This window comes from Schauerella aestuarii, assembly GCF_009866805.1.
Taxonomy (GTDB): domain Bacteria; phylum Pseudomonadota; class Gammaproteobacteria; order Burkholderiales; family Burkholderiaceae_B; genus Schauerella; species Schauerella aestuarii.
The window spans coordinates 56,635-80,185 of record NZ_SIZW01000041.1 but is presented as its reverse complement, the minus strand read 5'-3'; the positions used below and the strand labels follow the sequence as shown (position 1 = coordinate 80,185).

The window sequence follows — 23,551 nt, the reverse complement described above, 5'->3', positions numbered from 1 at the left end:
AGCTATAAATAACATCGATCAATACTGGTTTTGAATCGATGGAATTTCGCCAACTTGTCTGTTTTGTGGCCGTCGCCGAGGAGTTGCACTTCGGCCGTGCGGCCGAGCGCCTGTGCATGACACAACCGCCGTTGAGCCGCCAGATCCAGTTGCTGGAGCAGACGCTGGGCGTGTCGCTCTTCGATCGAAACAGCCGCCATGTGCACCTCACCGCAGCCGGACGACGCTTTCTGGAGGACGCGCGCCAATTGCTGGCCCACGCCGAGCGGGCTGCACAGATGGCTCGGCGCACATCCGAGGGCGAGGCGGGCAGCATGTCACTCGGATTTACGGCGGTGGGCGCCTATCGGCTCATGCCGGCGCTATTGGTGCGCGCGCGTGAGGTGCTGCCCGACGTGGATATCCAGCTGCGCGAGATGGTGTCGGCCGGCCTTGGCGATCTGCTGACCGCCGGCGAGCTGGATCTCATCCTCACGCGGCAGTTGCCGCGCACACCCGGCCTTCAACATCATCTGATCGAGCGCGAGCCATTGGTGCTGGCGCTCACGCCGAATTCGCCGCTCGCCCACTACGACGCCGTGCCCCTGAGCGCGCTGCATCGCCAACCCTTCCTGCTCTATGGGCCCAACGAGAGCCGGTATTTCTATGAACGCATTCTGGGCGCGTTCGGCCTGGCAGACGTCACGCCGCAGATCGTGCAACTCGCGGGCCAAACGCATACGTTGCTGGCGCTGGTGCGCGCAGGCCTGGGCGTGGGCATCGTGCCGGATTCGGCGCGCGAGCTGAGGTTGGAAGGCGTGATCTTTCGCCCGCTTGCCCAGGAAAACATGCATGCCGATATTTACCTCGCCTGGCGCAGCCAGCACGACAATCCTGCGCTGACGGCGTTCTTGGCGCGGGTGGCGAATGTGCCGCAAGCAACGGTATCGACCTCAGCGCCGGCACACTGACGACTGCTTGCATCCAGGCCGTGCCCGAGCGCGCGCCGGCTCGCCCCGACGCCGCGGCTTGCAAGCGCGGCGTCTCACTGATTTCTTCGATCAATTTGCTATGGCAGATCAAGCAGGCGCTCGATCAGGGCGCCGCCACATCCTTGACCTGCAGGCGGTCCGCCACGGCTTGCCGGCGCAACGAATTCAGAAACACGATCACGAAGATGGCGGACAGCACCAGCACGATGGTGGGACCCGGCGCGCTATCGATGAATACGCTGATCCAGATGCCGATGATCGCCGATGCTACGGCCACGGCAACCGCTGTCCACAACATGACGCCGAAGCTGCGGGTAAGCAACAAGGCAATCGCGCCGGGTGCAATCAGCAGTGCAATCGCCAGGATGATACCCACGGCTTTCAGCGCGCCCACGATGGCCAGCGAGATCAACGCGAGCAAACCGTAGTGCAGCGCACGCACTGGCAGGCCGACCGTCTTGGCTTGCACCGAATCGAACGCATGCAGCAAGAGATCGCGCCACTTCAACGCGATCGCACCGGCCACGATCAACGTGATCACGCCGCTTTCGATGATGTCGGGCCAACCCACACCCAGCATGTCCCCAAACAGGATGTGGTCGAGGTGCACCTCGCTGCTGATCTTCGTGTACATCACCAGCCCTAAGCCAAACATGCCCGAGAAGACCACGCCCATTACCGTGTCTTGCTTGATGCGGCTGTTTTCCTTCAGGTAACCCACGGCCAGGGCGCAGCCCATGCCGGCGGCGAACGCGCCCACGGCAAACGGGATGCCGATGATGTAGGCCAGCACCACGCCTGGAAAGACGGCATGCGACACCGCATCGCCCATCAACGCCCAGCCTTTGACGACCAGAAAGCACGACAGCAGCGCCGTGGGAATGGCCACGAGAACCGAAATGATCAGGGCCTGACGGATGAAATCGAAGGTGAGCGGCAGATAGAGGATATCGAGGATCAGGCTCATGCCGCGGGCGCTCCGGTTTCCAGCACTTGCGCGGCGCGCCGGCGTGCCGCCAGCATGCCGTGCTTGGGTGCGAAGAAAAACGCCGTCAGAAAGATGAGCGTTTGCAGCACGACGATGATGCCGCCGGTTGCGCCATCGAGGTAGTAGCTGGTGTAGGCGCCGATGAAGCTCGTGCCCGCGCCGATTGCCACACTTAAACCCAACAACTTCGGGAACCGATCGGTGAGCAGATACGCAGTAGCACCTGGTGTGACCACCATAGCGACCACCAGAAACGCGCCCACCGTTTGCATGGCGGCGACGGTTGATACCGAGAGCAACGTGAAGAACAAAAGCTTCAGCCGTGCAGGGCTCAAGCCAATCGAGCGCGCGTGGTTTTCATCGAAGAACACGACCATCAGGTCTTTCCACTTGAGCAGCAGAATCGCCAGCGACACGAAACCGATGATCGCCAGTTGCAGCGTATCGGCGGGCGTGATGGCCAGCACGTTGCCCAGCACGATGGTTTGAATATTCACGGAAGTGGGCGACAGCGACACCATGAAAAGCCCCAAACCGAAAAAGCCCGAGAACACCAAGCCGATGATCGCGTCTTCCTTCAAGCGCGTGCGGTGATTGAGCAGCAACATCGCACCGGCGGCTAAGCCGCCCGAGAAAAATGCGCCAATCGAAAACGGCAAACCCAGCATGTAGGCACCGGCCACGCCCGGCACAATCGCATGCGACAGCGCATCGCCGATCAACGACCAGCCCTTGAGCATCAAATAGCACGACAGGAACGCACACACGCCGCCCACCAATGCCGATACCCACATAGCGTTGACCATATAGCCATAGCCGAACGGTTGAAGGAGCACGTCCATCAGTCGGCTCCCTTCCAATCATCGTCGCCGGGTCCGGGCCGCTCGCGCACGGCCGACTTGCCGCCCCAGATCACCAGGGGCCGTTCATCATCGGTGATGATGCCCACCGCGCCTGCGCCCGAGTCGGCGTCGCTTTGCTGGAAATCGAAGTGGCGCAGCACGCCTCCGAACGTGCGTGCCAGATTCTCATGCGTAAACACCTCTTGCGTGGTGCCGTGCGCCAATACGGTGCGATTGATGAGCACGGTGCGATCGCAGAACTCGGGCACGCTGCCCAGGTTGTGGGTTGAGACCAGCATCACGCGGCCTTCCGCGCGCAGCCCGTCGAGCAATTGAATGATGGCGTCTTCCGTTTTCACATCCACGCCGGTGAACGGCTCGTCGAGCAGGATCACGCGGCCATCCTGGGCCAATGCGCGCGCAAGAAAGATTCGCTTCTTCTGCCCGCCCGAGAGTTCACCGATCTGACGCTTGCGAAAATCGGCCATCCCCACGCGCGCCAGCGCCTGATCGACGGCCTCGTGATCGGCAGGCCGCGCGCGGCGCAGCATATTCATGTGGCCATAGCGGCCCATCATCACCACGTCTTCGACGAGTACCGGGAAGTTCCAATCGACCTCTTCGCTCTGCGGCACATAGGCGATCAGATTGCGCTTGATCGCAGCCGGCACCGGCATGCCCAGTACCGAAATCGACCCCGTCGCCAGGCGCACAAAACCCATGATCGCCTTGAAGAGCGTGGACTTGCCGCTGCCGTTCACGCCCACTAGCGCGGTGATCGTGCCGGTGGGAATCTCGAAGGTCGCGTCGTGCAATGCCGTATGGCCATTGCGGTAAGTGACGGTGGCGCCCTGAACGGACAGCCCTGAACCGGAAGTGTCCATCGCGCCGGGGGTCACTGTGCGATCCCCTTGGCAATCGTCTCGCTGGTCACGCGCAGCAGATCGATATAGGTGGGCACCAGGCCGCCCTCGGCACTCAAGGAATCCACATACAGCACGCCCCCGTAGTTCGCCCCGGTTTCACGCGCCACCTGCTGCGCCGGCGCGGCCGAAATCGTGCTTTCACTGAACACGGCAGGAATCTTGTTGGCCTTCACTGCATCGATCACGCGGCGTACCTGCTGCGGCGTGCCTTGCTGGTCGGCGTTGATGGGCCACAGGTAGAGTTCTTTCATCCCGAAATCCCGCGCCAGGTAGCTGAATGCCCCTTCGCTCGATACCAACCAGCGGCGCTCGGCCGGAATCGCCTCGAGTTGCGCGCGGATCGGTGCGATGGTGGCATTGATTTTCTTCTTGTACGCCTCGGCATTGGCGCGATAGGTGTCCGCATTGGGCGCATCGTATTTGACGAGCGCATCGCGAATATTGTCCACATAGATCAACGCGGCAGACGGCGACATCCAGGCGTGCGGATTGGGCTTGCCCGAATACGGGCCGTCGGCAATCCCCATCGGCGTCACACCATTCGAAATCACCACGCTGGGCACATTATCCAGGCGCTTGAGAAAGCGCTCGAACCACAGCTCGAGACCCAACCCATTCCACAGCACCAGTTGTGCATCGCGCGCCTTGAGAATATCGCCTGGCGTGGGCTGATACTCGTGGATCTCGGCACCCGGCTTGGTGATCGAAACGACGGTGGCGGCATCGCCGGCCACATTGCTGGCGATATCGGCAATCACGGTAAACGTGGTGACGACCTTGAACTTCTCCGCAGCCTGGGCTTGATTAGCGGTCAGTCCCAAAAAAGCAGCCATCGCGACCGCCACTGCCGCCGCGCCGAGCATCCTGCGTCCACCGTTCAGTACCATTTTCTCTCCGAGCCATGCCGTCAGATAAGGGATTACACAAACTGTCGATCGAATATAGCATTGGCTATAATCTACAGTCTAGACTATGTGGATGGATAGCAAGCGCCATTCCAGTCCATTAAGATGTGGCCTTCCCCATCGCCGAAGAGGTTGCCGCACGGCACTCGCATGACCAAGAACACGCCCTGTACCCCTGCAAAGTCCGATTTGATGGCCGCTGCCATCCAGGTCGAAAACTTTCGCCAAGTCCGACAAGCCCGCAGCCAGGAGCGGGTAGAAGACTATGTGGAGCTGATTTCGGATCTGATCCGGGATGGTGGCGAGGCGCGCCAGGTCGACCTGGCCGCCCGCATCGGGGTCACGCAGCCCACGGTGGCCAAGATGCTCAGCCGGCTGGTGGAAGCCGGTTATGTGGTGCAGAAGCCGTATCGCGGGGTCTTCTTGACGGAAGCCGGTGAGCAACTGGCCGAGGCCAGCCGCCGGCGTCATCAGATCGTCGAGCGGTTTCTGGTGGCCGTGGGCGTCGATGAAGATTCGGCACGACGCGATGCGGAAGGGATCGAGCATTATGTGAGCGAAGCCACGCTGGCCGCGTTTGTGGCATTTCTGGCGCGGCAAGAACCACAGGCTTGACCCAGTTAGGCCCCTGGCCAACGAAGTGTGTTGGCCGGCTAACTTTGCCAAACCGATATTTGCTGAACCTATCTTCGCCGAACCGATATGCGCCCAAGAGGCAGCGGCGGCGCGGTTATTGAAAGCTCCATGCGCTCCTGCCGTGATTAACGTGAGCCGCGCTCACGCTAATCACAAGCCATTTTCTCGCTATTTATCTTATAAATCCTGGTTGTTCGCATGCGCCGTATGAGGCGCCTCATCACCCAGGATTTCGTCATGTCTTTGCTCTTGCCGACCACCCTCGTGGGGTCTTACGCCCAACCCGATTGGCTGATCGATCGCGCCAAACTCGGCGGCCGGTTTCCGCCCCGCGTGCGCGCACAAGAACTGTGGCGCGTGGCGGATGAGTGGCTCGAGCAAGCTCAAGACGACGCCACCATCCACGCCATTCGCGAGCAAGAACGTGCCGGCCTGGACATCGTGACCGACGGCGAGATGCGCCGCGAGAGTTACTCCAACCGCTTCGCTACCGCGCTCGACGGCGTGGATATCGACAATCCCGGCACGGCCCTGGATCGCAGCGGCCACCCCAATCCGGTGCCGCGTGTGGTGGGCAAGATTCGCCGCCGTCACGCCGTGCAAGTCCGCGACGTGCAGTTTCTGCGTGCCCACACCGATCGCCAGATCAAGATCACGGTGCCCGGCCCCTTCACCATGGCCCAGCAAGCGCAGAACGATTTCTACGACAACGAAGTTGACATGGCCATGGACTATGCCGCAGCCGTAAACGAAGAAATCCGCGACATGTTTGCGGCCGGTGCCGACGTGGTTCAGATCGATGAGCCCTACATGCAAGCCCGCCCGGAAAAGGCGCGCGAATTCGGCGTCGAGGTGTTGAACCGCGCGCTGGACGGCATCACCGGCACCACCGCCGTGCATATCTGCTTCGGCTACGCCGCCGTGATTCACGCGCGTCCCTCGGGCTACTCGTTCCTGCCCGAGTTGTGTGGTTGCAAAGCGCACCAGATCTCCATCGAGACGGCGCAGTCCAACCTCGATTGCGCCGTGCTCGACGACCTGTCGAACAAATCGATCATGCTCGGCGTGCTCGATCTGTCGACCAACGAGATCGAAACGCCCGACGTCGTGGCCGCGCGCATTCGCCGCGCCCTGCCCCACGTGGCGCCCGAACGCCTGGTGATCGCCCCCGACTGCGGCCTGAAATACCTGCCGCGCGATGTGGCCTTCAACAAGATGCGCGCCATGGTCGACGGCACCCGCATTGTGCGCGACGAGTTGGCGAAGACGACCGGCAACGGCTCCGTCAACGGCAAGTAAGGACACCGCATCATGTTTCGTAAAGTGCTGGCCGTGCTGGCCGCGACCCTGCTCGTGCCGGCTGTGCATGCGGCCGAGTTCCCCACGCATCCCATCACCATCGTGGTGCCGGTGCCACCTGGCGGCATCGTCGATCTCGCGGCGCGATTGGCGAGCGAACCGCTCACTCGCGGGCTCGGCCAAGCCACCGTGGTCGACAACCGCACCGGCGCCAGCGGCAACATCGCCTACAACATGGTGGCCGCCGCGCCGCCGGACGGCTACACGCTGCTCGCGTCGTATTCGATGTACCACGCGGGCAACCCGTCGATGTTCACCGGGCTGCATTGGACCAAGGAATCGTTCAAGCCCGTGGCGATGATTGCCGTAGCCCCTCAGGTCATGGTGGTGCACCCTTCGTTGCCGGTGCACAACCTGAAAGAGCTGGTGGCGTATGCCAAAGCGCACCCGGGTGAGATCAACTATGCGTCGCAAGGCAGCGGCTCGGTGCCGCACATCGGCATTGAATTGTTCAAGCAAATGAGCGCCACCGACATGGTGCACGTGCCCTACAAAGGCTCGGGCCCCGCGATCCAGGATGTGCTGTCGGGCCGTGTGCAGGTGTTCCTGACCACACCGCCCTCGGTGATGGGCCACATTCAGCAAGGCAAACTGCGCGCGATTGCGGTTGCCAGCAGCGCGCGCCACCCCATGATCCCCGACGTGCCCACAGCCGCCGAGCAAGGGTTTGAGGGATTCGAACTGGATGCGTGGGTCGCGCTGTTCGCACCGGCAGGTACGCCTGACGACGTGATCGCCAAGATGTCGACGGCGCTTCAGAAGGGGCTGCAATCGCCGGACGTGATCGAGAAGGCGCGCGGCGCCGGTATCGAGGTGCGGTATCAGGATCAGAAGACGTTGGGTGAAACGGTCGAGGCCGATACCAAGCACTGGTCGGGTGTGATTACGTCGGCCGGGATTACGGCGAACTGAAGCGTTGTCCGTCTCACAAACGATCGGGCCGCCATCTCATCGATGGCGGCCCGATTTATTTCGGCAAATCAACGATCCACAGTGCGAATGTGAATGCTGTTGCAGGTGTATTCGCTATGCGGTGCACCAGGCATCGATCACGACGGCATCACCGCATCAACGCCACTGCTTCGGATCCGTCGCAGCTTGGCAACCATACGGCGGCAGCACGTTCTGGAACGTGGCATGCAGCTTGTCGCAGCCCCACTTATTGATCGGGCCTGGCATGCGGCTGTTCAGCTCGATGCCGACTTCCTGATACGGGCTTTCCGTGTTGCTTACGTAGCTGTACCAGCGCCATCCAAAGATCACGACGGCGGCGATCACGATAATGAGCAAGAACTTCAACACTTTCATTTGGGGTACTTCGTTTAACTGAGGGGCACGCACTCTAGCAATCGCGCCCGCTTCGGGAGCGGCGGATTGCATTCGGTTGCGAATTATTTTCCTCTGCGCTATGGCACCAAATACAAAACCCGCGATCTTGCGAGCGCGGGTCTGTAAGTCTTCCAGCCGTAACCGCCGACTTTAGAACGGAATATCGTCGTCCATATCGGCCAAGTTAGCGGCGCCGCCACCCTGGTTGCCGCCATTGCCGCCGGCCGGTGCGCTGGGCGCCGGACGCTGCGGAGCAGCACGCGGCGCGCTGCGTTGCTGTTGCGGAGCACGGCCTTCGTAGCCGCCGCCGGTGTCGCCACCGCCGAAACCACCACCTTCGCCACCGCCTTCACGGCCACCCAGCATTTGCATCTGGTCGGCCACGATTTCGGTGCTGTAACGATCAGCGCCGGTGTCTTTGTCTTGCCACTTGCGGGTCTTCAGACGACCCTCGATATACACCGGGCGGCCCTTGCGCAGGTACTCGCCGGCGATTTCAGCCAAGCGGTTGTACATGACCACACGGTGCCATTCGGTTTCTTCCTTGCGCTCGCCCGACGCCTTATCTTTCCACTGGGACGTCGTCGCCAGAGACAGATTGCAGATGGCGCTACCCTCGGGGCTGTAGCGCACTTCCGGGTCGCGGCCCAGATTGCCGACGAGAATGACTTTGTTGACGGATGCCATTGCGATCTCCCTTAAACCGCCATTAGACGATAAAACAGGTTTTAAAAAAATTGTTCTGTGATGAATTCGACCTACTCGGGCGGACAACCGTGTCCACCCGGGTCACTATGGCGATTTGCAGCCGCAGTACCGCATGTGCAAGAGGCCTGCCCCAGCCTTGACCGCATGGGACGAACCCGGCCATCCGGCGCTCAATGCAACGGCTTGGCCGCCTCCGGCAGCGGTTTCAGCGCCCAGGTCACGATCAGCCACAGTGCCGCCAGGATCGCCGTGCCGGCAAATACGGCGTTCGACCCATAGTGCGAGGCCATCCAGCCGCCCAGCGCGCCGCCGGTGAACAGCCCGGCGGCCTGCGCGGTGTTGTAGAACCCGAGCGCCAGACCGCGAAACTGTGCTGGCGCCACGCGCGATACGAGCGACGGTTGTAACGCCTCGAGCACGTTGAACATCACGAAAAAGAGCGTGAGCGCGCCAGCCAGCGCATAAAACGTGTGGCTGACGGCCCCCATGAGCGCACAGACCACCGCCAGCCCCGCCACCGTCGCACGCAGCGCGCCACGGTGGGCGCGGCGTTTCTCAGCGATGAAGACGATGGGCACCATCAGCACGAAGGAAATCAGGATGACCGGCAGATACACACGCCAAAGGTCACTCGCCGCCAGGCCGCCCGCCTGGGCCAGCAAAGCCGGGGTAACGACGAAGAGCGCGACCTGGATCAAATGCAGGCTGAACACGCCGAAGTTGAGCCGCAGGAGGTCGCCATGGGTGAGCACAGCGCGCGGGCTGACCGAAAGGCTGCGGGCGGTGGTGCGAGGCACGACGGGCACCACGAAACGCGCCACCGCGAGACTGGCCACGCCCAGGCAGGCAATCGTCCAGAAAAGGCCCGACAAGCCCCACCAGCCCACGAGCACGGGGGCCGCCACGAGCGACACGGCAAACGAAATCCCGATCGAGCCGCCCACCATGGCCATGGCGCGGGTGCGTACCTCATCGCGGGTGGCGTCGGCCAGCCAGGCGGTGACGGCCGCGGAAATGGCGCCGGAACCCTGAATCGCGCGGCCGATGGTGATCCAGAACACATCATCGGCCATCGCACAGACCACGCTGCCGATGATGAAGAGCAATAGCCCCAGCAGCACGATGGGCCGTCGCCCCCAGCGATCGGACGCCAGACCGAACGGAATCTGCATCACGGCCTGCGTGAGTCCATACATGCCCAGTGCCAACCCCACGCGCGCGGGATCGTTGCCGCCCGGCAGCCCGGCGGCCGACACGGCAAACACCGGCAGCAGCAGGAACAGGCCCAGCATCCGACAGGCGAAAAGGCCGGAGAGAGCGATGCTGGCGCGGCGTTCGGCCGCTGTCAGTTTGAGTTTGGGTGTGGCGGGCATGCAGAAATGAAATGGGAAGTCCGGATGATGGGCATCTCCGGTACTGAATACAGCCAAAGTACAGCCAGACCGACCTGCCCATGCGGCCAAGGCGGTTCGGCGCGCTATAGTACCAAGTTGGCCTTTGAATCTGCTGAAACCCGCATGGATGTGATTCGTATCAGGGGTGCGCGCACCCACAACCTGAAGAATGTGTCGCTGGACCTCCCGCGTCACAAGCTGGTGGTGGTGACCGGTCTTTCGGGATCCGGCAAGTCTTCGCTCGCCTTCGACACGCTTTATGCCGAAGGGCAGCGGCGCTATGTCGAAAGTCTTTCCGCCTATGCCCGCCAGTTCCTGCAACTGATGGACAAGCCGGAGGTCGACCTGATCGAGGGGCTGTCGCCCGCGATTTCGATCGAGCAAAAGGCGGCCGGCCATAACCCGCGGTCCACCGTGGGCACCATTACAGAAATCCACGATTACCTGCGCCTGCTCTATGCCCGCGTCGGCACGCCTTTTTGCCCCATCCATTCGCTGCCGCTGCAATCGCAGAGCGTGAGCCAGATGGTGGACGCGGTGATGGCGTGGCGGCCCGAGACGCGCCTGGCGATCCTGGCACCGCTGGCGCGCGCGAAGAAAGGCGCGTTCGAGGATGAGTGCGCCAGTCTGCAGGCGCAAGGGTACGTGCGGCTGCGCGTCGACGGCGAGATGGTCGAGATCGACAGCATGCCCGAGCTTAAAAAGGCCGAGAAACACGATATCGACGTGGTGCTCGACCGGGTGCGCGTGCGCCCCGAGGCCACCCAGCGTCTGGCGGAGAGTTTCGAGACGGCGATGCAACTGGCCGAAGGCCGCGTGATCGCACTCGATATGGATAGCGGCCACGAGCAAACCTTCTCCAGCAAATATGCCTGTCCGGTGTGCGGCCATAGTCTGCCGGAACTCGAACCGCGTCTGTTCAGTTTCAATAATCCCATCGGTGCCTGCCCCAGTTGCGACGGCATCGGGCACGTGGGCTTTTTCGATCCGAAGCGCGTGGTCGCGTTTCCCGAATTGAGCTTGGCCGCCGGTGCCATTCGCGGCTGGGATCGGCGCAACGCGTTTACGCATTCGCTGTTGACCAGTTTGGCGGCCCATTACGATTTCGATATCGAAACGCCCTGGGAAGAACTCACCGAAGACATGCGCCGGATCGTGCTCGACGGTTCGGGCGACGAAGAAATTCCCTTTCTGTATTTGAACGAGAAAGGCCGCAGCACGGTACGCAATCACCCGTTCGAAGGCGTGATTCCCAATCTGGAACGCCGCTGGAAGGAAACCGATTCGTCCACGGTGCGCGAAGAGTTGGGTAAATATCGTGCGGTCAAAACCTGCCCGGATTGCGGCGGCTCGCGCCTGCGCGAAGATGCGCGCAATGTGTTGATCGGCAATGAAGATCGCGGTGTGGGCGAACGTCACGGCCAGGCGATTTTTGAAGTCGAAGCGATGCCGTTGTCGGCCTGCCTCGCGTGGTTTCAAGCGCTCAAGCTTACGGGTTCAAAGCAGGAGATCGCCGAACGCATCGTGCGCGAGATCGAGGCCCGTCTGGCGTTTCTGAATAATGTCGGTTTGAATTATCTGTCGCTGGATCGCAGCGCCGATACGATTTCGGGCGGCGAAGCGCAGCGTATTCGATTGGCCAGCCAGATCGGCTCCGGGCTGACCGGCGTGATGTATGTGCTGGACGAGCCGTCGATCGGCTTGCATCAGCGCGATAACGATCGGCTGATCGGTACGCTGCAGCATTTGCGTGATCTCGGTAATAGCGTGATCGTGGTCGAGCACGATGAGGACATGATCCGCACGGCGGATTGGGTGATCGACATGGGCCCGGGTGCGGGCGAACACGGCGGTCAGATCGTGTCGCAAGGCACGCCCGACTTTATTCAGAGCGATCCCAATTCGGTTACCGGACAATATTTGAGCGGCGCGCGCGAAATCGCGATTCCCGAACGTCGCCCGGTCACCGACGACCAGCCAGCGCTGGAATTGCTGGGCGCAAGCGGCAATAACCTGAAGTCGGTCGATCTGCGCATTCCGGCGGGCCGCTTCGTGTGCGTGACGGGAGTATCGGGATCGGGCAAATCCACGCTGATCAACGATACGTTGGCCGTGGCCCTCTCGCGCGATCTGCACCACGCACAATCGGAGCCGGCACCTTATACGGCGATCAACGGGCTGGAGCATTTCGACAAGATCATCACTGTCGATCAAAGCGCGATCGGCCGCACGCCGCGCAGCAACCCCGCAACGTATACGGGCCTGTTCACGCCGATCCGCGAATTGTTTGCCGGTGTGCCGGAATCGCGCACGCGCGGCTACGATCCCGGACGTTTCAGCTTCAACGTCAAGGGCGGCCGCTGCGAAGCGTGCCAGGGCGATGGCGTGGTGAAGGTCGAGATGCACTTTTTGCCGGACATGTACGTACCCTGCGACACGTGCCACGGCAAACGCTATAACCGCGAAACGCTGGAAATCCGCTATCGCGGCCGCAATATCAGCGAGGTGCTGGATCTGACGGTCGAGCAGGCGCTCGAGTACTTCGATTCGGTGCCGAACATCGCCCGCAAGCTGCATACGTTGATGGACGTGGGCCTGTCGTATCTACGTCTGGGTCAAAGCGCCACCACGTTATCGGGTGGTGAAGCGCAACGCGTGAAACTGTCGCTCGAGTTGTCGCGCCGCAGCACCGGCCGCACGCTGTATATCCTGGATGAGCCCACCACGGGCCTGCATTTCCGCGATATCGAACTGTTGCTGCAGGTGCTCAATCAATTGGTCGAAGCGGGTAATACCGTGCTCGTGATCGAACACAATCTGGACGTGATCAAAACCGCCGACTGGGTGGTAGACATGGGTCCGGAAGGTGGCGACGGTGGCGGACGCGTGGTTGCGCAAGGCACGCCAGAAGATCTGGCGGCCGCACCGGAAAGCCATACCGGTACGTATCTGGCCCGCACGCTGAAGAAGCATCCCGAAAACAGGAAGACCGCATGAGCTTGCCCCCTTCGAATCTCCCGATCTACCGCGTGCTCACGGGCCCTGACGACGCCGCATTTTGCCAGCGCGTGAGCGATGCCCTCACGATGGGATACGTGCTGCATGGCTCACCCGCCGTCACGTTCAACGGCGCGCAAGTGATTGTGGCGCAAGCCATCATCTGGCCGGATGGGCCGGCCTCGTTACGCGCCGATGCGCGCGCTGCGGTGACGCGCGACTAGGCAAACAAAAGCGCGTAGCGATTGCTCGCTACGCGCTTTTGCGGCCGGTGCACGTACTCAAGCGGTGCTTGACGCCGCGCGCCGACACGGCTCTGATCATTCAGGCAAATAGGTCTGCTCGCGAGGCTGATGAATCGGGCAGCCATTGCGTTCGCTGCGATAGTCAGCCGACGACTGATAGGTGGTTTTGCGTGCGCGCATGACGCCACCCAACGGCTGATGCGCCACCACACCATGCCACGGGCCGAAGGCCATGCGCTCGTCGACCACTGCCGCGCGCGCTTCGCTCCAGGCGGTTTGTGGTCCTGCCGTCAGCTTGGCCACCGTAACGAACGGGCTTTCGTCTTCGGGCCAACGCACCGAGGCGTCCTCGATCGGCATGGTCTCGACGTTCGTACAGAGCTGCACGCGCACTTCCCACTCGCCCGATTGCTGTACGAAAAACGAATTGACCGACTCGCGCAAGCCATTGGGATGGCCATTGATTTCGACCGGTGCGTCGGTCAGGTTCGTGAGTGAAGCCGACACCGGTGCCAGACTGAGCTTCGCCACATAATCGCCATAACGCACCGGCGCGATCGAGTAGTAGGTTTCGCCCAGCAGGTTGGTTTCGGGATGGCCCCCCAGCGACTTCAGCGTGCCGCTTTCCCCACCCACCGCTTCGAGCGCCTTTTCGGTGCCGCGCAGCACGGCTGACAAGGCCTTCTTCAGCCCCGGCGCCTTATCAGTCGTGGCCGCAAGCAGTTTCAGCGTTTTCAAGAAGGCTTTCGGCGTTGCGGCGGTAAATGCGGGCGCATTTTGCATCACGATGTCCTGGACGTTCTCGCCTTCGGAACCGGGAAGCCGCTCGCCCTCCACACCAATGATCTTCACCGCTAGTCCGCGCGGGGTGGAGATGCTGTCGTCGAGAATGTCGCCCGGATTGGTGGAAAAACGCATCACCACGTCATAGCGACCCGGTTTGGCGAAGATGCCCTGCGCCAAATGCGGGGGCAAACCCTCCGGCACGTCGAGGACCGCAGACAACAGGCCATGGCTTTTCGCATGCACGGAACGCACGGCATGGCCGCTATCTTCGTACACCCGCTCGGAAATACTGCGCAACGCCTCGGTCAGCCCCTGGATGGTTTCAGCTTCATCGTCCGGGATCTGCTCGAGCGTTGGGGTGTAACGAACAAACTGCGGGTTTGAGGGGGGCGTAACGGGCGTCGACATAGCGGCTACCTTATGGGCGTTGAATGACGACCATCATCAGCGAGCCGCGTGCCTGAGAGCCGCCCTATCCCTCGTTATGCTCCCCCAGCTTCGGCGGCAGCCGCCGCAAGCTTGCGGGCGTGCGCGACAGCTTGATGGGCGACGCCACCGCGTGATAGTCGCCCTCGTGCATTACCATACTGCGGTGCGCGGTGTGCGGATGGCTCAAGATATCCGGCACCGTCAACACCGGTGCCGCGGGCACGCCATGGCGCAACAGCTTATCGGCCAGCACGGCGGCATCCTTGGATGCCAGCAGTGCGCCCAATGCGGCCCGCAACGCGTCGCGATGCTTCAAACGCTCGGCGTTGGTGACGAAGCGCGGATCTTCGCCCAGGTGCTCGGCAGACAGCACGCGCAGCAACCCGGCAAATTGGGTGTTGTTTCCCACCGCGAGAAAGATCGGCCCCGTTTGCGTCTCAAACGTTTCGTAAGGCGCGATATTCGGATGCGCATTTCCGGATCGCTGCGGCGTCTTGCCGCTGTAGAAGAAATTGGCGGCATGCGGATGCAGCAGCGAAATCGCGCAGTCGAAGAGCGTCATGTCCACGAACTGGCCCAACCCGCTTTTTTCACGTTCGTTGAGCGCCAGCAAAATACCCACTGCAGCATTGAGCCCGGTCACCATGTCGACCACCGGCAAGCCCACGCGCGTGGCCTCACCATCCGCATCGCCATTCACGCTCATCAAGCCGCACATGGCTTGCGCGCAGGCGTCATAGCCCGGCAATCCACCGAGCGGGCCATCGGCACCGAACCCACTGATGCGGCAGTGCACCAGACGTGGAAATGCCGCACTGAGTGTGTCGTAATCCAGGCCCCATTTCTCGAGCGTGCCGGGTTTGAAGTTCTCCACCAGCACATCGGCATCGGCGAGCAACGTACGCACGAGTTCCTGCCCCGCCGGCTGCGACAGGTCCACGGCCATGCCGCGCTTGTTGCGGTTGACGCCGATAAAGTAGGACGCCGTATCGCCCAGAAACGGCGGGCCCCAGCCGCGCGTTTCGTCACCTGACGGCGGCTCGATCTTGGTCACCTCGGCGCCATGATCGGCCAGAATTTGCGTGCAGTAGGGGCCACCCAACACACGCGACAGATCGACGACTTTGCATCCCGCAAGCGCACCGGCAGACTTCATCTTTTGATCCTTGGTCGTTAGTTGATGGACACGTTGCCTGCACGCACCACGTCGCGCCACTTGGGCACTTGCTCATCGATGAACGCCTGCAAACCGGCTGGCGTGCGGTCGGTCGCAGCGACGATGCCCTGATTGGTCAGCGTCTCTTTCACTGCGGGATCGTCGAGCGCCTTGGCAAACGCCTCGTTCAAGCGCGCCACCACGTCGGGCGGCGTGCCGGCGGGGGCCGTGATGCCGAAGAACACGCTCACGTCGTAATCCTTCAGGCCCTGCTCTGCGATCGTGGGCAGGTCGGGCAATGCCGCGGATCGGTCGGCGCTGGCCAGCCCGATCGCGCGCAGCTTGCCGGCCTTGATGTGCGGCAACGCCGTCATGATGTCGGTGAACGACATGTCGACCTGGCCGCCCAGCAAGTCATTCAATGCCGGGCCCGTGCCCTTGTAAGGCACGTGCAGCAGCTTGGTGCCCGCCATCTGATTGAACATCACGCCGGCCAGATGGGACGATGCGCCGTTGCCCGACGACGCATACGTCAACGCGTCGGGACGCGATTTCGCCAAGGCGATGAGTTCTTGCACATTCGTCGCCGGCACCTTGGGATTGACCACAAGGATATTGGGCAAGTGGCCCACGCGTATCACCGGCGCGAAGCTCTTCTGCGGGTCGTAGCGTTGATCCTTGTACAAACTGCCGTTGATCGCCAACGGCCCCGAGGTGCCAAACAGCAACGTGTAGCCATCGGGCTTGGCGTGCGCCACATATTCGGCGCCGATATTGCCACCTGCACCCGGCCGGTTCTCAACGACCACGGTTTGGCCGATCGCCTGACCGACACCGCCCGCGAGCCGGCGCGACAGCGCATCGGTCGGGCCGCCCGGCGGGAACGGCACCACCAAAGTAATGGGGCGCGACGGATAGGCGTCGGCAAGCGCGATGGCAGGCACGCCGAGCGCTCCCAAGGCAGCGGCCGCCGTCATGCCGACGGCAAGCATTCGTTTGATCATGGTTGTCTCCTGTTCTGATGGGCTTACCGTTCGAGCGACGGTTGCAAAATACGATCGATCGCGATTGATTCGTCCGGCGCCATGGCGCACGGATCGCGCGGCGCCAGGCGATGCCGCAAGACGGCGTCGGCGATATCGGCACGGCCCGGGATCCCGGCAGCCTGCGCTTCCCAGCGCAAGGCCGCCATCGAGAACGCGTTGTAGAGCCCGGTGGCGGCCTGGCGCGCAAGATGGTCATGTCCGCCTTGCGCCGCGTGCTCGGCGAGCGCATAGGCGCTCTCCAGGGCCTGCGCCTGGCGTTCGCGGATAGCGGGCTCACACGGTGCGCCATCCGCCAGCAGTTCGGCAATCCGGTTCTTTAGCGCGGGCAGGCCGTTTTCCTTCTTGATGGCGCGCAACACATCCAACGCCACGATGTTGCTGGTGCCCTCCCAGATTGACCCAAGGTGAGCGTCGCGCAGCAGCCGCGCGTCGCTCCATTCTTCGATATAGCCGCAGCCACCGCGCACTTCCATTGCGTCGCCGGTTACCTTGCGCGCATCGCGGCAGGCCCGAAATTTGATCAGCGGCGTGAGGATGCGGGCCAGCGCGCGATCCGCGCCAGGCACATCGGCGGCCTGCAAGGCCTGCGCCGTCTGGAACATCATGCTGCGAGCTTGTTCGGTCCACACCGTCATCTTGGCCAATTGCCGGCGCATGAGCGGCATGTCGATCAATCGTTTCCCGAAGGCACGGCGATGCGTGGCGATGTAGGTTGCCTCGGTGACAGCGCGCCGCATCAATCCGGCGGCGCGCATGCCGTTGGACAGACGCGAGTTGTTGATCATGTCGGCCATGTGCTTGAAGCCCTGACCGCGCTCACCGATCAACCAGGCTTGCGCGCCTTCGAGACGGATCTCGCCGCTGGCCATCGATCGCGTACCCAGCTTGTCCTTCAGGCGCAAGATGCGATAGTCGTTGTGACGGCCATCGGGCAGGTCGCGCGGCAGCAGAAAGAGCGAGACGCCCTTCAGCCCGGGTTCGGTCTCGCTGCGCGCCAGCACCATCGCAAATCCTGCATCGGCGTTGGAGCAGAACCATTTATCGCCCGTGAGCCGCCACGTACCGTCATCGCTGCGCGCAGCGATCGTGGCTGTGGCACTCACATCGGAACCCGCACCCTGTTCGGTCATGAACATCGCGCCTTGGCGCAGACCGTCGAAGTCTTGCGTGATCAACTGCGGCAGCACATCGGCGACCAATTCCGGACGGCCGAACTTGCGCAGCGTGCGCGCGAGCGAATCCGTCATGCTGACCGGGCAGCACAAACCGAACTCGGCCTGCACGAAAAGATAAGTGAGCGCGTATTTGGCGGCGGGTGGCAACGGCTCGGGCCAACCGAGCACGCCGCCACGATGCGACATCGCGGCCAGCCCGAACTCGCTGTAAGCCAGCCGCTCGAGCTCGACGTAGGCCGGGTGCTTGTGCACGAACGAGCCATCCTGCCCCTGCCGGTTGCGCACCGCCAGCGTGGGCGGGTGCCTATCCGCTGTGGACGCCAACTCGTCCAGCCCACCGCCGGCCAGCGCACCCAGGCGATGGACATGGGGATGCAGATGGTCGTACAGGCGCTCGCCCAGATAGAGGCGCAGCAACGGCGCGGCGTGCGGGTCGGCATCGAATAGATTGATGCCGCGCGCATCGGGAATGTGTGACTCGGGAAGGGGTACGCCCAACGAGGATGCGTCGGCGGCAGGTGCATCGGGATGGGGCGCAGCGGTGCGAGGGATCGAATCCATGGCGATAGTGACCGGGGTAGACATACGCCGCATGGTCGGCCGACCGATCCAACTGTACAAATACCGCTTGGGTGTAGAACAATTCAAAAAAAGTATAGATAAGAGACAACCATGGACTTATCCCCTCGAGTGCTGCGCTATTTTGTTGCGGTCGCGGAAGAGCGGCACTTCAGCAAGGCGGCGCAGCGATTGCACATGTCGCAGCCGCCGTTGAGCTATGCGATTCGCCAACTGGAGGAGTCGCTCAACGCCACATTGCTGCACCGCACGAGCCGGCAGGTGAGCCTGACGGCAGCCGGTGAAGCGCTTTACGAGGAGGCACTGAGTTTGCTCAAACGCAACGACGAGGTGCGCACGCTCATTGCCGGCATCGAAAGCGGCAAGGTTGGGCGGTTGCGTATCGGCTTTGTGGGATCGATGGTGTATCGCGGCCTGCCCGATGCGTTGACGACCCTGCGCCACATACAACCCGGCGTGGAGCATGTGCTGACCGAGCTCAACTCACGCGATCAGCTGGAGGCCCTGCAACGCGACGAATTGGACCTGGCATTCATCCACGCCAACCCAGCGCCCGACGGCGTAACGGCTGTGGATATCGTGGCCGAGCAGTTCGTGGTGTGCGTGCCCGCCACGCATCGGCTGGCTGAGGCCAGCGAGATCGCCTTGCAGGATCTGGCGGCGGACGAATTCGTGCTATTCGCACGCGATGCGTCACCGCGCTATTACGAGACGGTGTTGTCGCTCTGCGCACATGCTGGCTTTACGCCGGCCATCCGCCACGAAGTGCGGCATTGGTTGACGGTGGCCTCACTGGTGTCGCAAGGCCTGGGCGTAGCCATCGTGCCGTCGTGCCTGGCGCGCAGCGGCCTGACCGGATGCCGCTTCATCGCGTTTCCGCATACCGATAAATCGGTGTGCCAATTGGCCTGGCGGCATGAGCGGACGGCGCCACTGATACAGGCAGGCGTGGAGGAGATACTGAGGTATTACCTGCGTTGACCGCTAGGGTTTGAAATCCAGTGTCGACATCGCACCGGTCACCGACTGCGGGGCATAGTCGTCCCAAGGATGGTTGCCTACATCCAGGCGGTCGTCGATGTTGGCGATCGTCCAATGGCCGCCGCTGCTGATCCCCTCGACTTCGTCCCATTCGATGGGTACCGACACGCCCATACCGGGCCGCGCCCGCGCCGACCACGCCGATGCCGTGGTGGCACCGAAGCCGTTGCGCAGGTAATCCACGAAGATTTTTCCCACGCGATTTTTTGGCCCGCTCTTCGCCACAAAAAGCTTGGGCAACGTACGCGCAAGATGCTGCACGATGGCTTGCGAGAATGATTTGACGGTATCCCAGCCATACTGTTTTTTCAGCGGCACCACCACGTGCAGACCCTTGCCCCCGCTGGTCTTGATCCACGACGTCAACCCGATCTCGGTCAGCATCACGCGCACGAGTTGCGCTGCCTGCACCATCGCGGGCCATTTGATCCCCTCGCCCGGATCGAGATCGAACGTCATCCGGTCGGGTTTATCGATGGCCGTCTTGACGGCGTTCCAGGTATGGAACTCAACAGTGTTCATCTGCACCGCCGACATTAATGCTTGCGCCGTGGGCACTTCGAGCAGCGGGGGGTGATCGGGATCGAGTTTGGGATCGAGTGGCTTCACCCCCGGCATCGGCGCTTCGAGATGCTTTTGGAAAAACAGTTCTTTTTCAATGCCGCCCGGCGCACGCACCAACGACACGGGACGCGCTTTCAAATGCGGCAACAACAAAGGCGACACGCGAGCGTAGTATTCCGCGAGATCGAGCTTGGTGAGACCAGTGGAAGAATCAATCACGCGCTCAGGATGCGTGAGTTTGGCGGACGATTTCTTGGTTGCGGTCTTCGCGGGGCTTGCCGGCGCAGCGGTGGCTTTCTTTGGAGTCGCTTTCTTTGCGGGCGCTTTCTTTGCGGGCGCTTTCTTTGCAGTCGCTTTACCCGTAGTCGCTTTCTTGGCGCTCTTCTTCGCCTTCGTCGTCGCGCTTGTTTTCTTCATCGTGCTCTCCGAGTCATCGGGCGTTGCCGCATTGAGCTTGGCGACAACCTCTTTCGCCGGCACCGGCTTCTCGCGCCCGATCGCCTTCGCCGGTTTATCGCTGCGTAATCCTTTGAACACGGGATGTCGAATGCTGCCGGATGATGTCCATTCGGAAAACGACACCTCGGCAAGCAATTGCGGCTTTACCCACTGTGCCGTTCGATCGACCGGCGTACGCGCGGAAAACGGGCTTTTGTCCACCGCGATGGCATCAAGCTTCTGTTTGATTTCGGTTAACCCGCGATCGTCAAAGCCGCTGCCCACACTACCGGCGAAGCGCAGTGCGCCATCGTCATCGTGCACGGCAATCAGCAACGCGCCCAACCCCACGCGCGTGCCTTTGGGCTGCGTGTAGCCCACAACCACGAACTCCTGGCGTTGACCGCATTTGAGCTTGATCCAGGCCGGCGACCGGCGCGACACATAGGTCGAGTCGCGTAGTTTGCCGATCACCCCTTCCAAACCCATCTTGCAGGCGGACGTGACCAAATCCTGCGGCCGCACGTCGAAAGCGCCGCTGAAGCGCACGAGATCCGGCGAGTCATCATCGAAGATCTGCTCGAGCAACGCGCGGCGCGTCATCAAGGTTTCGCCGCGCAAATCCCGACCCGCGAGAAAGGGCGCGTCAAACACGTAGTACGCGATGTTGCCCGTCTTGCTGCTGTCGAACGCGTTTTGCAACGCTTGAAAACTTGGGGCGCCGTTATCGCCCAGCACCACGATTTCACCGTCCAACCAGGCTTTGCCGGTTTTCATCGTCGCCAAGGCGTCGGCCAGATGCTGCAGCTTGTGCGTCCAGTCGTGACCGTTGCGGGTAAAGAGCTGGACTCGCTTGCCGTCCAACCGTGCGCCGATGCGATAGCCGTCGAACTTCACTTCAAACAGCCAATCTTTCGGATTGGGCGGCGGCGCGTCCACCAACGTGGCCAGTTGCGGTTTGAGCAGATCGGGAAGCGGCGCGGCTTCACCGGGCAGACGGCCCGCACTGTCCTCCGCCACGGCAGTCGAAGCGTCTGGATCGCCATCGAGCGCCTTCTTCACTGCGGCCTTCGCCCGCTTCGATGTGGCCGTTGCCGCTTTGGCCCCACTAGCCTTCGAAGCATCCGATGCCGCCGACGTTTTCGCCCGATCAGCCTTCGACGCTTTCGCCTCGGCAGCACCGGCACCCTTCGCCGTTGCACCCTTCGCCGTTGCACCCTTCGCCGTTGTAGCCTTTGCAGTTTTTGCAGCCGTCGCGGCCTTTGCTTGCTGCGCCCGCGCTTTCTTGACCTCAGCCCGCAACGGCACAACGCTGTCGGGCATCTCGTCCACCACGCTGAACTCGGCAGCCGGCTTCACAAACGCGTCCTTTTCCTTGATCAGCAACCAGGGGGGCTGCTTTTCGCCCTTGCCTTTCATGCGAATCAACGCCCATTTCCCGCGCATCTTTACGCCGTGCAGCTCGAACTTGAGCATGCCGCGTTGGTAACCCTCGACCGGATCTTCCAGCGGCACCCACACGCCTTCGTCCCAGATGATGACGCGGCCGGCCCCGTACTGTCCTTTGGGGATCTCGCCTTCGAACTGGTTATATGCGATCGGGTGATCCTCGACCTGCACCGCCATGCGCTTGTCGGCCACGTCATAGCTGGGCCCTTTCGGCACGGCCCAACTTTTCATCGCACCGTCGAGCTCAAGACGCAGGTCGTAGTGCAGCCTCGACGCCCAGTGCTTCTGGATGACGAAGGCGCGTGCGTCGTCGTTTGCAGTGCCCCCTTCAGCAGGTTCCGACGTGATGCCGAAGTTCCGCTTTTCGCGGTACCGCTGCAGGGTATCGGCCATGGCTATGCCGCCTTACGTGGCTTCGCGGTTTTCGCAGCAGCCTTGCCTGGGGTCTTGGATGGCGATGCCTTCTTGGCTGTCGCCTTGCCGGCGCCATCGCTATCTGCATCTGCTTTCGCGGCCGCCTTCGTGGTGGTCTTCGTGGCTGTCTTGCCCGCCGATTTGGTCGCGGCCTTCGAGGACTTTTTCGCACCTGTGCCGGTATCGCCCGACTTGGCCTTGTCTATGGACACGGCTTTCGCTGCTTTCTTGGGCGCATCCTCGTCCGTTTTCGCCGCTGCGCCACCCAAACCCTTGCCTTTGCGGCCCGCCAGACTGCGTGCCAGCAGCTCGGTCAGATCCAGAATGTTGTCGCCTTGCGCCGGCGTCTCTTCTTCCGGCTGCATCACGGTCTCGGTATTGCCGGCTTTCACCTTCTTCTCGACCAAGCCCATCACGGCTTGCTTGAACTCGTCCTTGAAATCGTCCGGATTCCATTTCTCGGTCATGTCGTCGACCAACTGCTTGGCCATTTTCATTTCGGCGGCGCTGATGCTTACGCCCTTGCTTCCGGATGCCGGTAGATCGAGGCCTTCCGTAGTGCGCACCTCATCGCCCCAGCGCAGTAGATTGAGCACCAAGGCATCGCCCGAAGGCATCAACGCCGCAAGATGCTGCTTGGTTTGGATGACCACGCGGGCAATGCCGATTTTTCCGGTTTTCACCAGCGTCTCGCGCAGAAGCGCATACACCTTGTGGCCTTTGTTGATCGGCGCCACGTAATAGGGTCGTTCCAGATAGACGAACGGCACTTCGGACGCATCCACGAATCGCTGGATCTCGATGGTCTGCGTGGTTTTGGGATACGCGTTCTCGATCTCGTCGGGCGAGATGATGACGTACTGACCGTCTTCGTAGGCCACGCCCTTCACGATATTTTCGCGATCGATTTCCTTGCCGGTGCGCTTGTTGATGCGCTTGTATCCCACGGGATCCATCGACCGCTTGTCGAGCCAGTCGAAATCGATACCCTGTTCGGTGGTCGCGGTATGCAATCCGACCGGGATATGCACGAGGCCGAAGGAAATCGCCCCTTTCCAAATCGTACGGCTGCTCGAGGTGGCCATGAAGATCGTCCGAAAGCGTTCGATAACAGGGCCAAGCGGCGCTCGCCCGAATCGACAATCCCGCACAGGGTCTGATGCAATCGACCTGC

The 23,551-nt window shown here is 62.0% G+C and carries 20 protein-coding genes; 7 read left to right on the top strand and 13 right to left on the bottom strand.

The features are described from left to right. Nucleotides 1-38 precede the first annotated feature (38 nt). A complete protein-coding gene (locus tag EYW45_RS11315; protein WP_161135518.1) occupies nt 39-950 on the top strand; it encodes a LysR family transcriptional regulator in 912 nt (303 codons plus the stop codon). Between the two features lie 124 nt (nt 951-1,074). On the opposite strand, the gene EYW45_RS11310 is transcribed toward EYW45_RS11315, so the two are convergent. Genes EYW45_RS11310 through EYW45_RS11295 form a run of 4 tightly spaced genes read right to left on the bottom strand, consistent with a single transcriptional unit; the run spans nt 1,075 to nt 4,560 of the window. Next, a complete protein-coding gene (locus EYW45_RS11310) occupies nt 1,075-1,938 on the bottom strand; it encodes a metal ABC transporter permease (protein ID WP_161135517.1) in 864 nt (287 codons plus the stop codon). Continuing rightward, nucleotides 1,935-2,801 (bottom strand): metal ABC transporter permease, encoded by an 867-nt coding sequence (locus EYW45_RS11305; protein ID WP_161135516.1) that lies wholly within the window; start codon nt 2,799-2,801, stop codon nt 1,935-1,937. The genes EYW45_RS11310 and EYW45_RS11305 overlap by 4 nt, the downstream gene beginning before the upstream one ends. After that, nucleotides 2,801-3,700, bottom strand: coding sequence for a manganese/iron ABC transporter ATP-binding protein (locus EYW45_RS11300; protein WP_328703623.1), 900 nt, complete (start codon nt 3,698-3,700; stop codon nt 2,801-2,803). The genes EYW45_RS11305 and EYW45_RS11300 overlap by 1 nt, the downstream gene beginning before the upstream one ends. Beyond that, nucleotides 3,697-4,560 carry a metal ABC transporter substrate-binding protein gene (locus EYW45_RS11295; RefSeq protein ID WP_235939011.1) on the bottom strand — a complete coding sequence of 288 codons (864 nt, stop codon included), beginning with the start codon at nt 4,558-4,560 and terminating at the stop codon, nt 3,697-3,699. Before EYW45_RS11295 ends, EYW45_RS11300 begins: the two co-directional genes overlap by 4 nt. A gap of 222 nt (nt 4,561-4,782) precedes the next feature. On the opposite strand from EYW45_RS11295, the gene mntR reads away from it, so the two are divergent. From mntR to EYW45_RS11280, 3 genes are all read left to right on the top strand, one after another. Then, on the top strand, nt 4,783-5,247 hold the full coding sequence (gene mntR, locus EYW45_RS11290; protein WP_161135514.1) for a manganese-binding transcriptional regulator MntR: 465 nt from the start codon (nt 4,783-4,785) through the stop codon (nt 5,245-5,247). A 258-nt stretch (nt 5,248-5,505) separates the two neighbouring features. Further along, nucleotides 5,506-6,567, top strand: a complete 1,062-nt coding sequence (locus EYW45_RS11285; RefSeq protein ID WP_161135513.1) for a uroporphyrinogen decarboxylase family protein — start codon at nt 5,506-5,508, stop codon at nt 6,565-6,567. Nucleotides 6,568-6,579: 12 nt separating this feature from the next. Continuing rightward, nucleotides 6,580-7,539, top strand: coding sequence for a Bug family tripartite tricarboxylate transporter substrate binding protein (locus EYW45_RS11280; protein ID WP_161135512.1), 960 nt, complete (start codon nt 6,580-6,582; stop codon nt 7,537-7,539). 156 nt (nt 7,540-7,695) lie between these two features. Here EYW45_RS11280 and EYW45_RS11275 read toward each other — a convergent pair whose 3' ends face one another. The 3 genes from EYW45_RS11275 to EYW45_RS11265 all read right to left on the bottom strand — a co-directional run bounded on the left by EYW45_RS11275 (nt 7,696) and on the right by EYW45_RS11265 (nt 10,037). Further along, complete coding sequence (locus EYW45_RS11275) at nt 7,696-7,935, bottom strand: hypothetical protein (RefSeq protein ID WP_161135511.1); 240 nt, start codon at nt 7,933-7,935, stop codon at nt 7,696-7,698. Nucleotides 7,936-8,106: 171 nt separating this feature from the next. Continuing rightward, on the bottom strand, nt 8,107-8,643 hold the full coding sequence (gene ssb, locus EYW45_RS11270; protein ID WP_161135510.1) for a single-stranded DNA-binding protein: 537 nt from the start codon (nt 8,641-8,643) through the stop codon (nt 8,107-8,109). A gap of 191 nt (nt 8,644-8,834) precedes the next feature. Beyond that, nucleotides 8,835-10,037: an MFS transporter gene (locus EYW45_RS11265; RefSeq protein ID WP_161135509.1), complete on the bottom strand. Its 1,203-nt coding sequence runs from the start codon at nt 10,035-10,037 to the stop codon at nt 8,835-8,837. Nucleotides 10,038-10,181: 144 nt separating this feature from the next. Here EYW45_RS11265 and uvrA point away from each other — a divergent pair, with 144 nt between their 5' ends. Further along, a complete protein-coding gene (gene uvrA, locus EYW45_RS11260) occupies nt 10,182-13,055 on the top strand; it encodes an excinuclease ABC subunit UvrA (RefSeq protein ID WP_161135508.1) in 2,874 nt (957 codons plus the stop codon). Beyond that, entirely contained in the window at nt 13,052-13,279 is a 228-nt protein-coding gene (locus EYW45_RS11255; RefSeq protein ID WP_161135507.1) for a DUF1737 domain-containing protein, read from the top strand. Before uvrA ends, EYW45_RS11255 begins: the two co-directional genes overlap by 4 nt. A 96-nt stretch (nt 13,280-13,375) precedes the next feature. Here the strand turns inward: EYW45_RS11255 and EYW45_RS11250 are convergent, their stop codons facing one another. The 4 genes from EYW45_RS11250 to EYW45_RS11235 all read right to left on the bottom strand — a co-directional run bounded on the left by EYW45_RS11250 (nt 13,376) and on the right by EYW45_RS11235 (nt 18,453). Further along, complete coding sequence (locus EYW45_RS11250) at nt 13,376-14,494, bottom strand: catalase family protein (protein WP_161135506.1); 1,119 nt, start codon at nt 14,492-14,494, stop codon at nt 13,376-13,378. 64 nt (nt 14,495-14,558) lie between these two features. Continuing rightward, nucleotides 14,559-15,671, bottom strand: a complete 1,113-nt coding sequence (locus EYW45_RS11245) for a CaiB/BaiF CoA transferase family protein (protein ID WP_161135505.1) — start codon at nt 15,669-15,671, stop codon at nt 14,559-14,561. Nucleotides 15,672-15,688: 17 nt separating this feature from the next. Further along, the gene (locus EYW45_RS11240) at nt 15,689-16,675 is read right to left on the bottom strand and encodes a Bug family tripartite tricarboxylate transporter substrate binding protein (RefSeq protein WP_161135504.1); all 987 of its coding nucleotides are present in this window, start codon (nt 16,673-16,675) and stop codon (nt 15,689-15,691) included. Nucleotides 16,676-16,698: 23 nt separating this feature from the next. Continuing rightward, on the bottom strand, nt 16,699-18,453 hold the full coding sequence (locus EYW45_RS11235) for an acyl-CoA dehydrogenase family protein (protein ID WP_161135503.1): 1,755 nt from the start codon (nt 18,451-18,453) through the stop codon (nt 16,699-16,701). 111 nt (nt 18,454-18,564) lie between these two features. Between EYW45_RS11235 and EYW45_RS11230 the strand changes: the two genes are divergently transcribed. After that, nucleotides 18,565-19,452, top strand: coding sequence for a LysR family transcriptional regulator (locus EYW45_RS11230; protein ID WP_161135502.1), 888 nt, complete (start codon nt 18,565-18,567; stop codon nt 19,450-19,452). Nucleotides 19,453-19,455: 3 nt separating this feature from the next. Here EYW45_RS11230 and ligD read toward each other — a convergent pair whose 3' ends face one another. Beyond that, complete coding sequence (ligD, locus tag EYW45_RS11225) at nt 19,456-22,356, bottom strand: DNA ligase D (RefSeq protein ID WP_161135501.1); 2,901 nt, start codon at nt 22,354-22,356, stop codon at nt 19,456-19,458. Between the two features lie 2 nt (nt 22,357-22,358). After that, nucleotides 22,359-23,462, bottom strand: coding sequence for a non-homologous end joining protein Ku (ku, locus tag EYW45_RS11220; protein ID WP_161135500.1), 1,104 nt, complete (start codon nt 23,460-23,462; stop codon nt 22,359-22,361). Nucleotides 23,463-23,551: the final 89 nt, after the last annotated feature.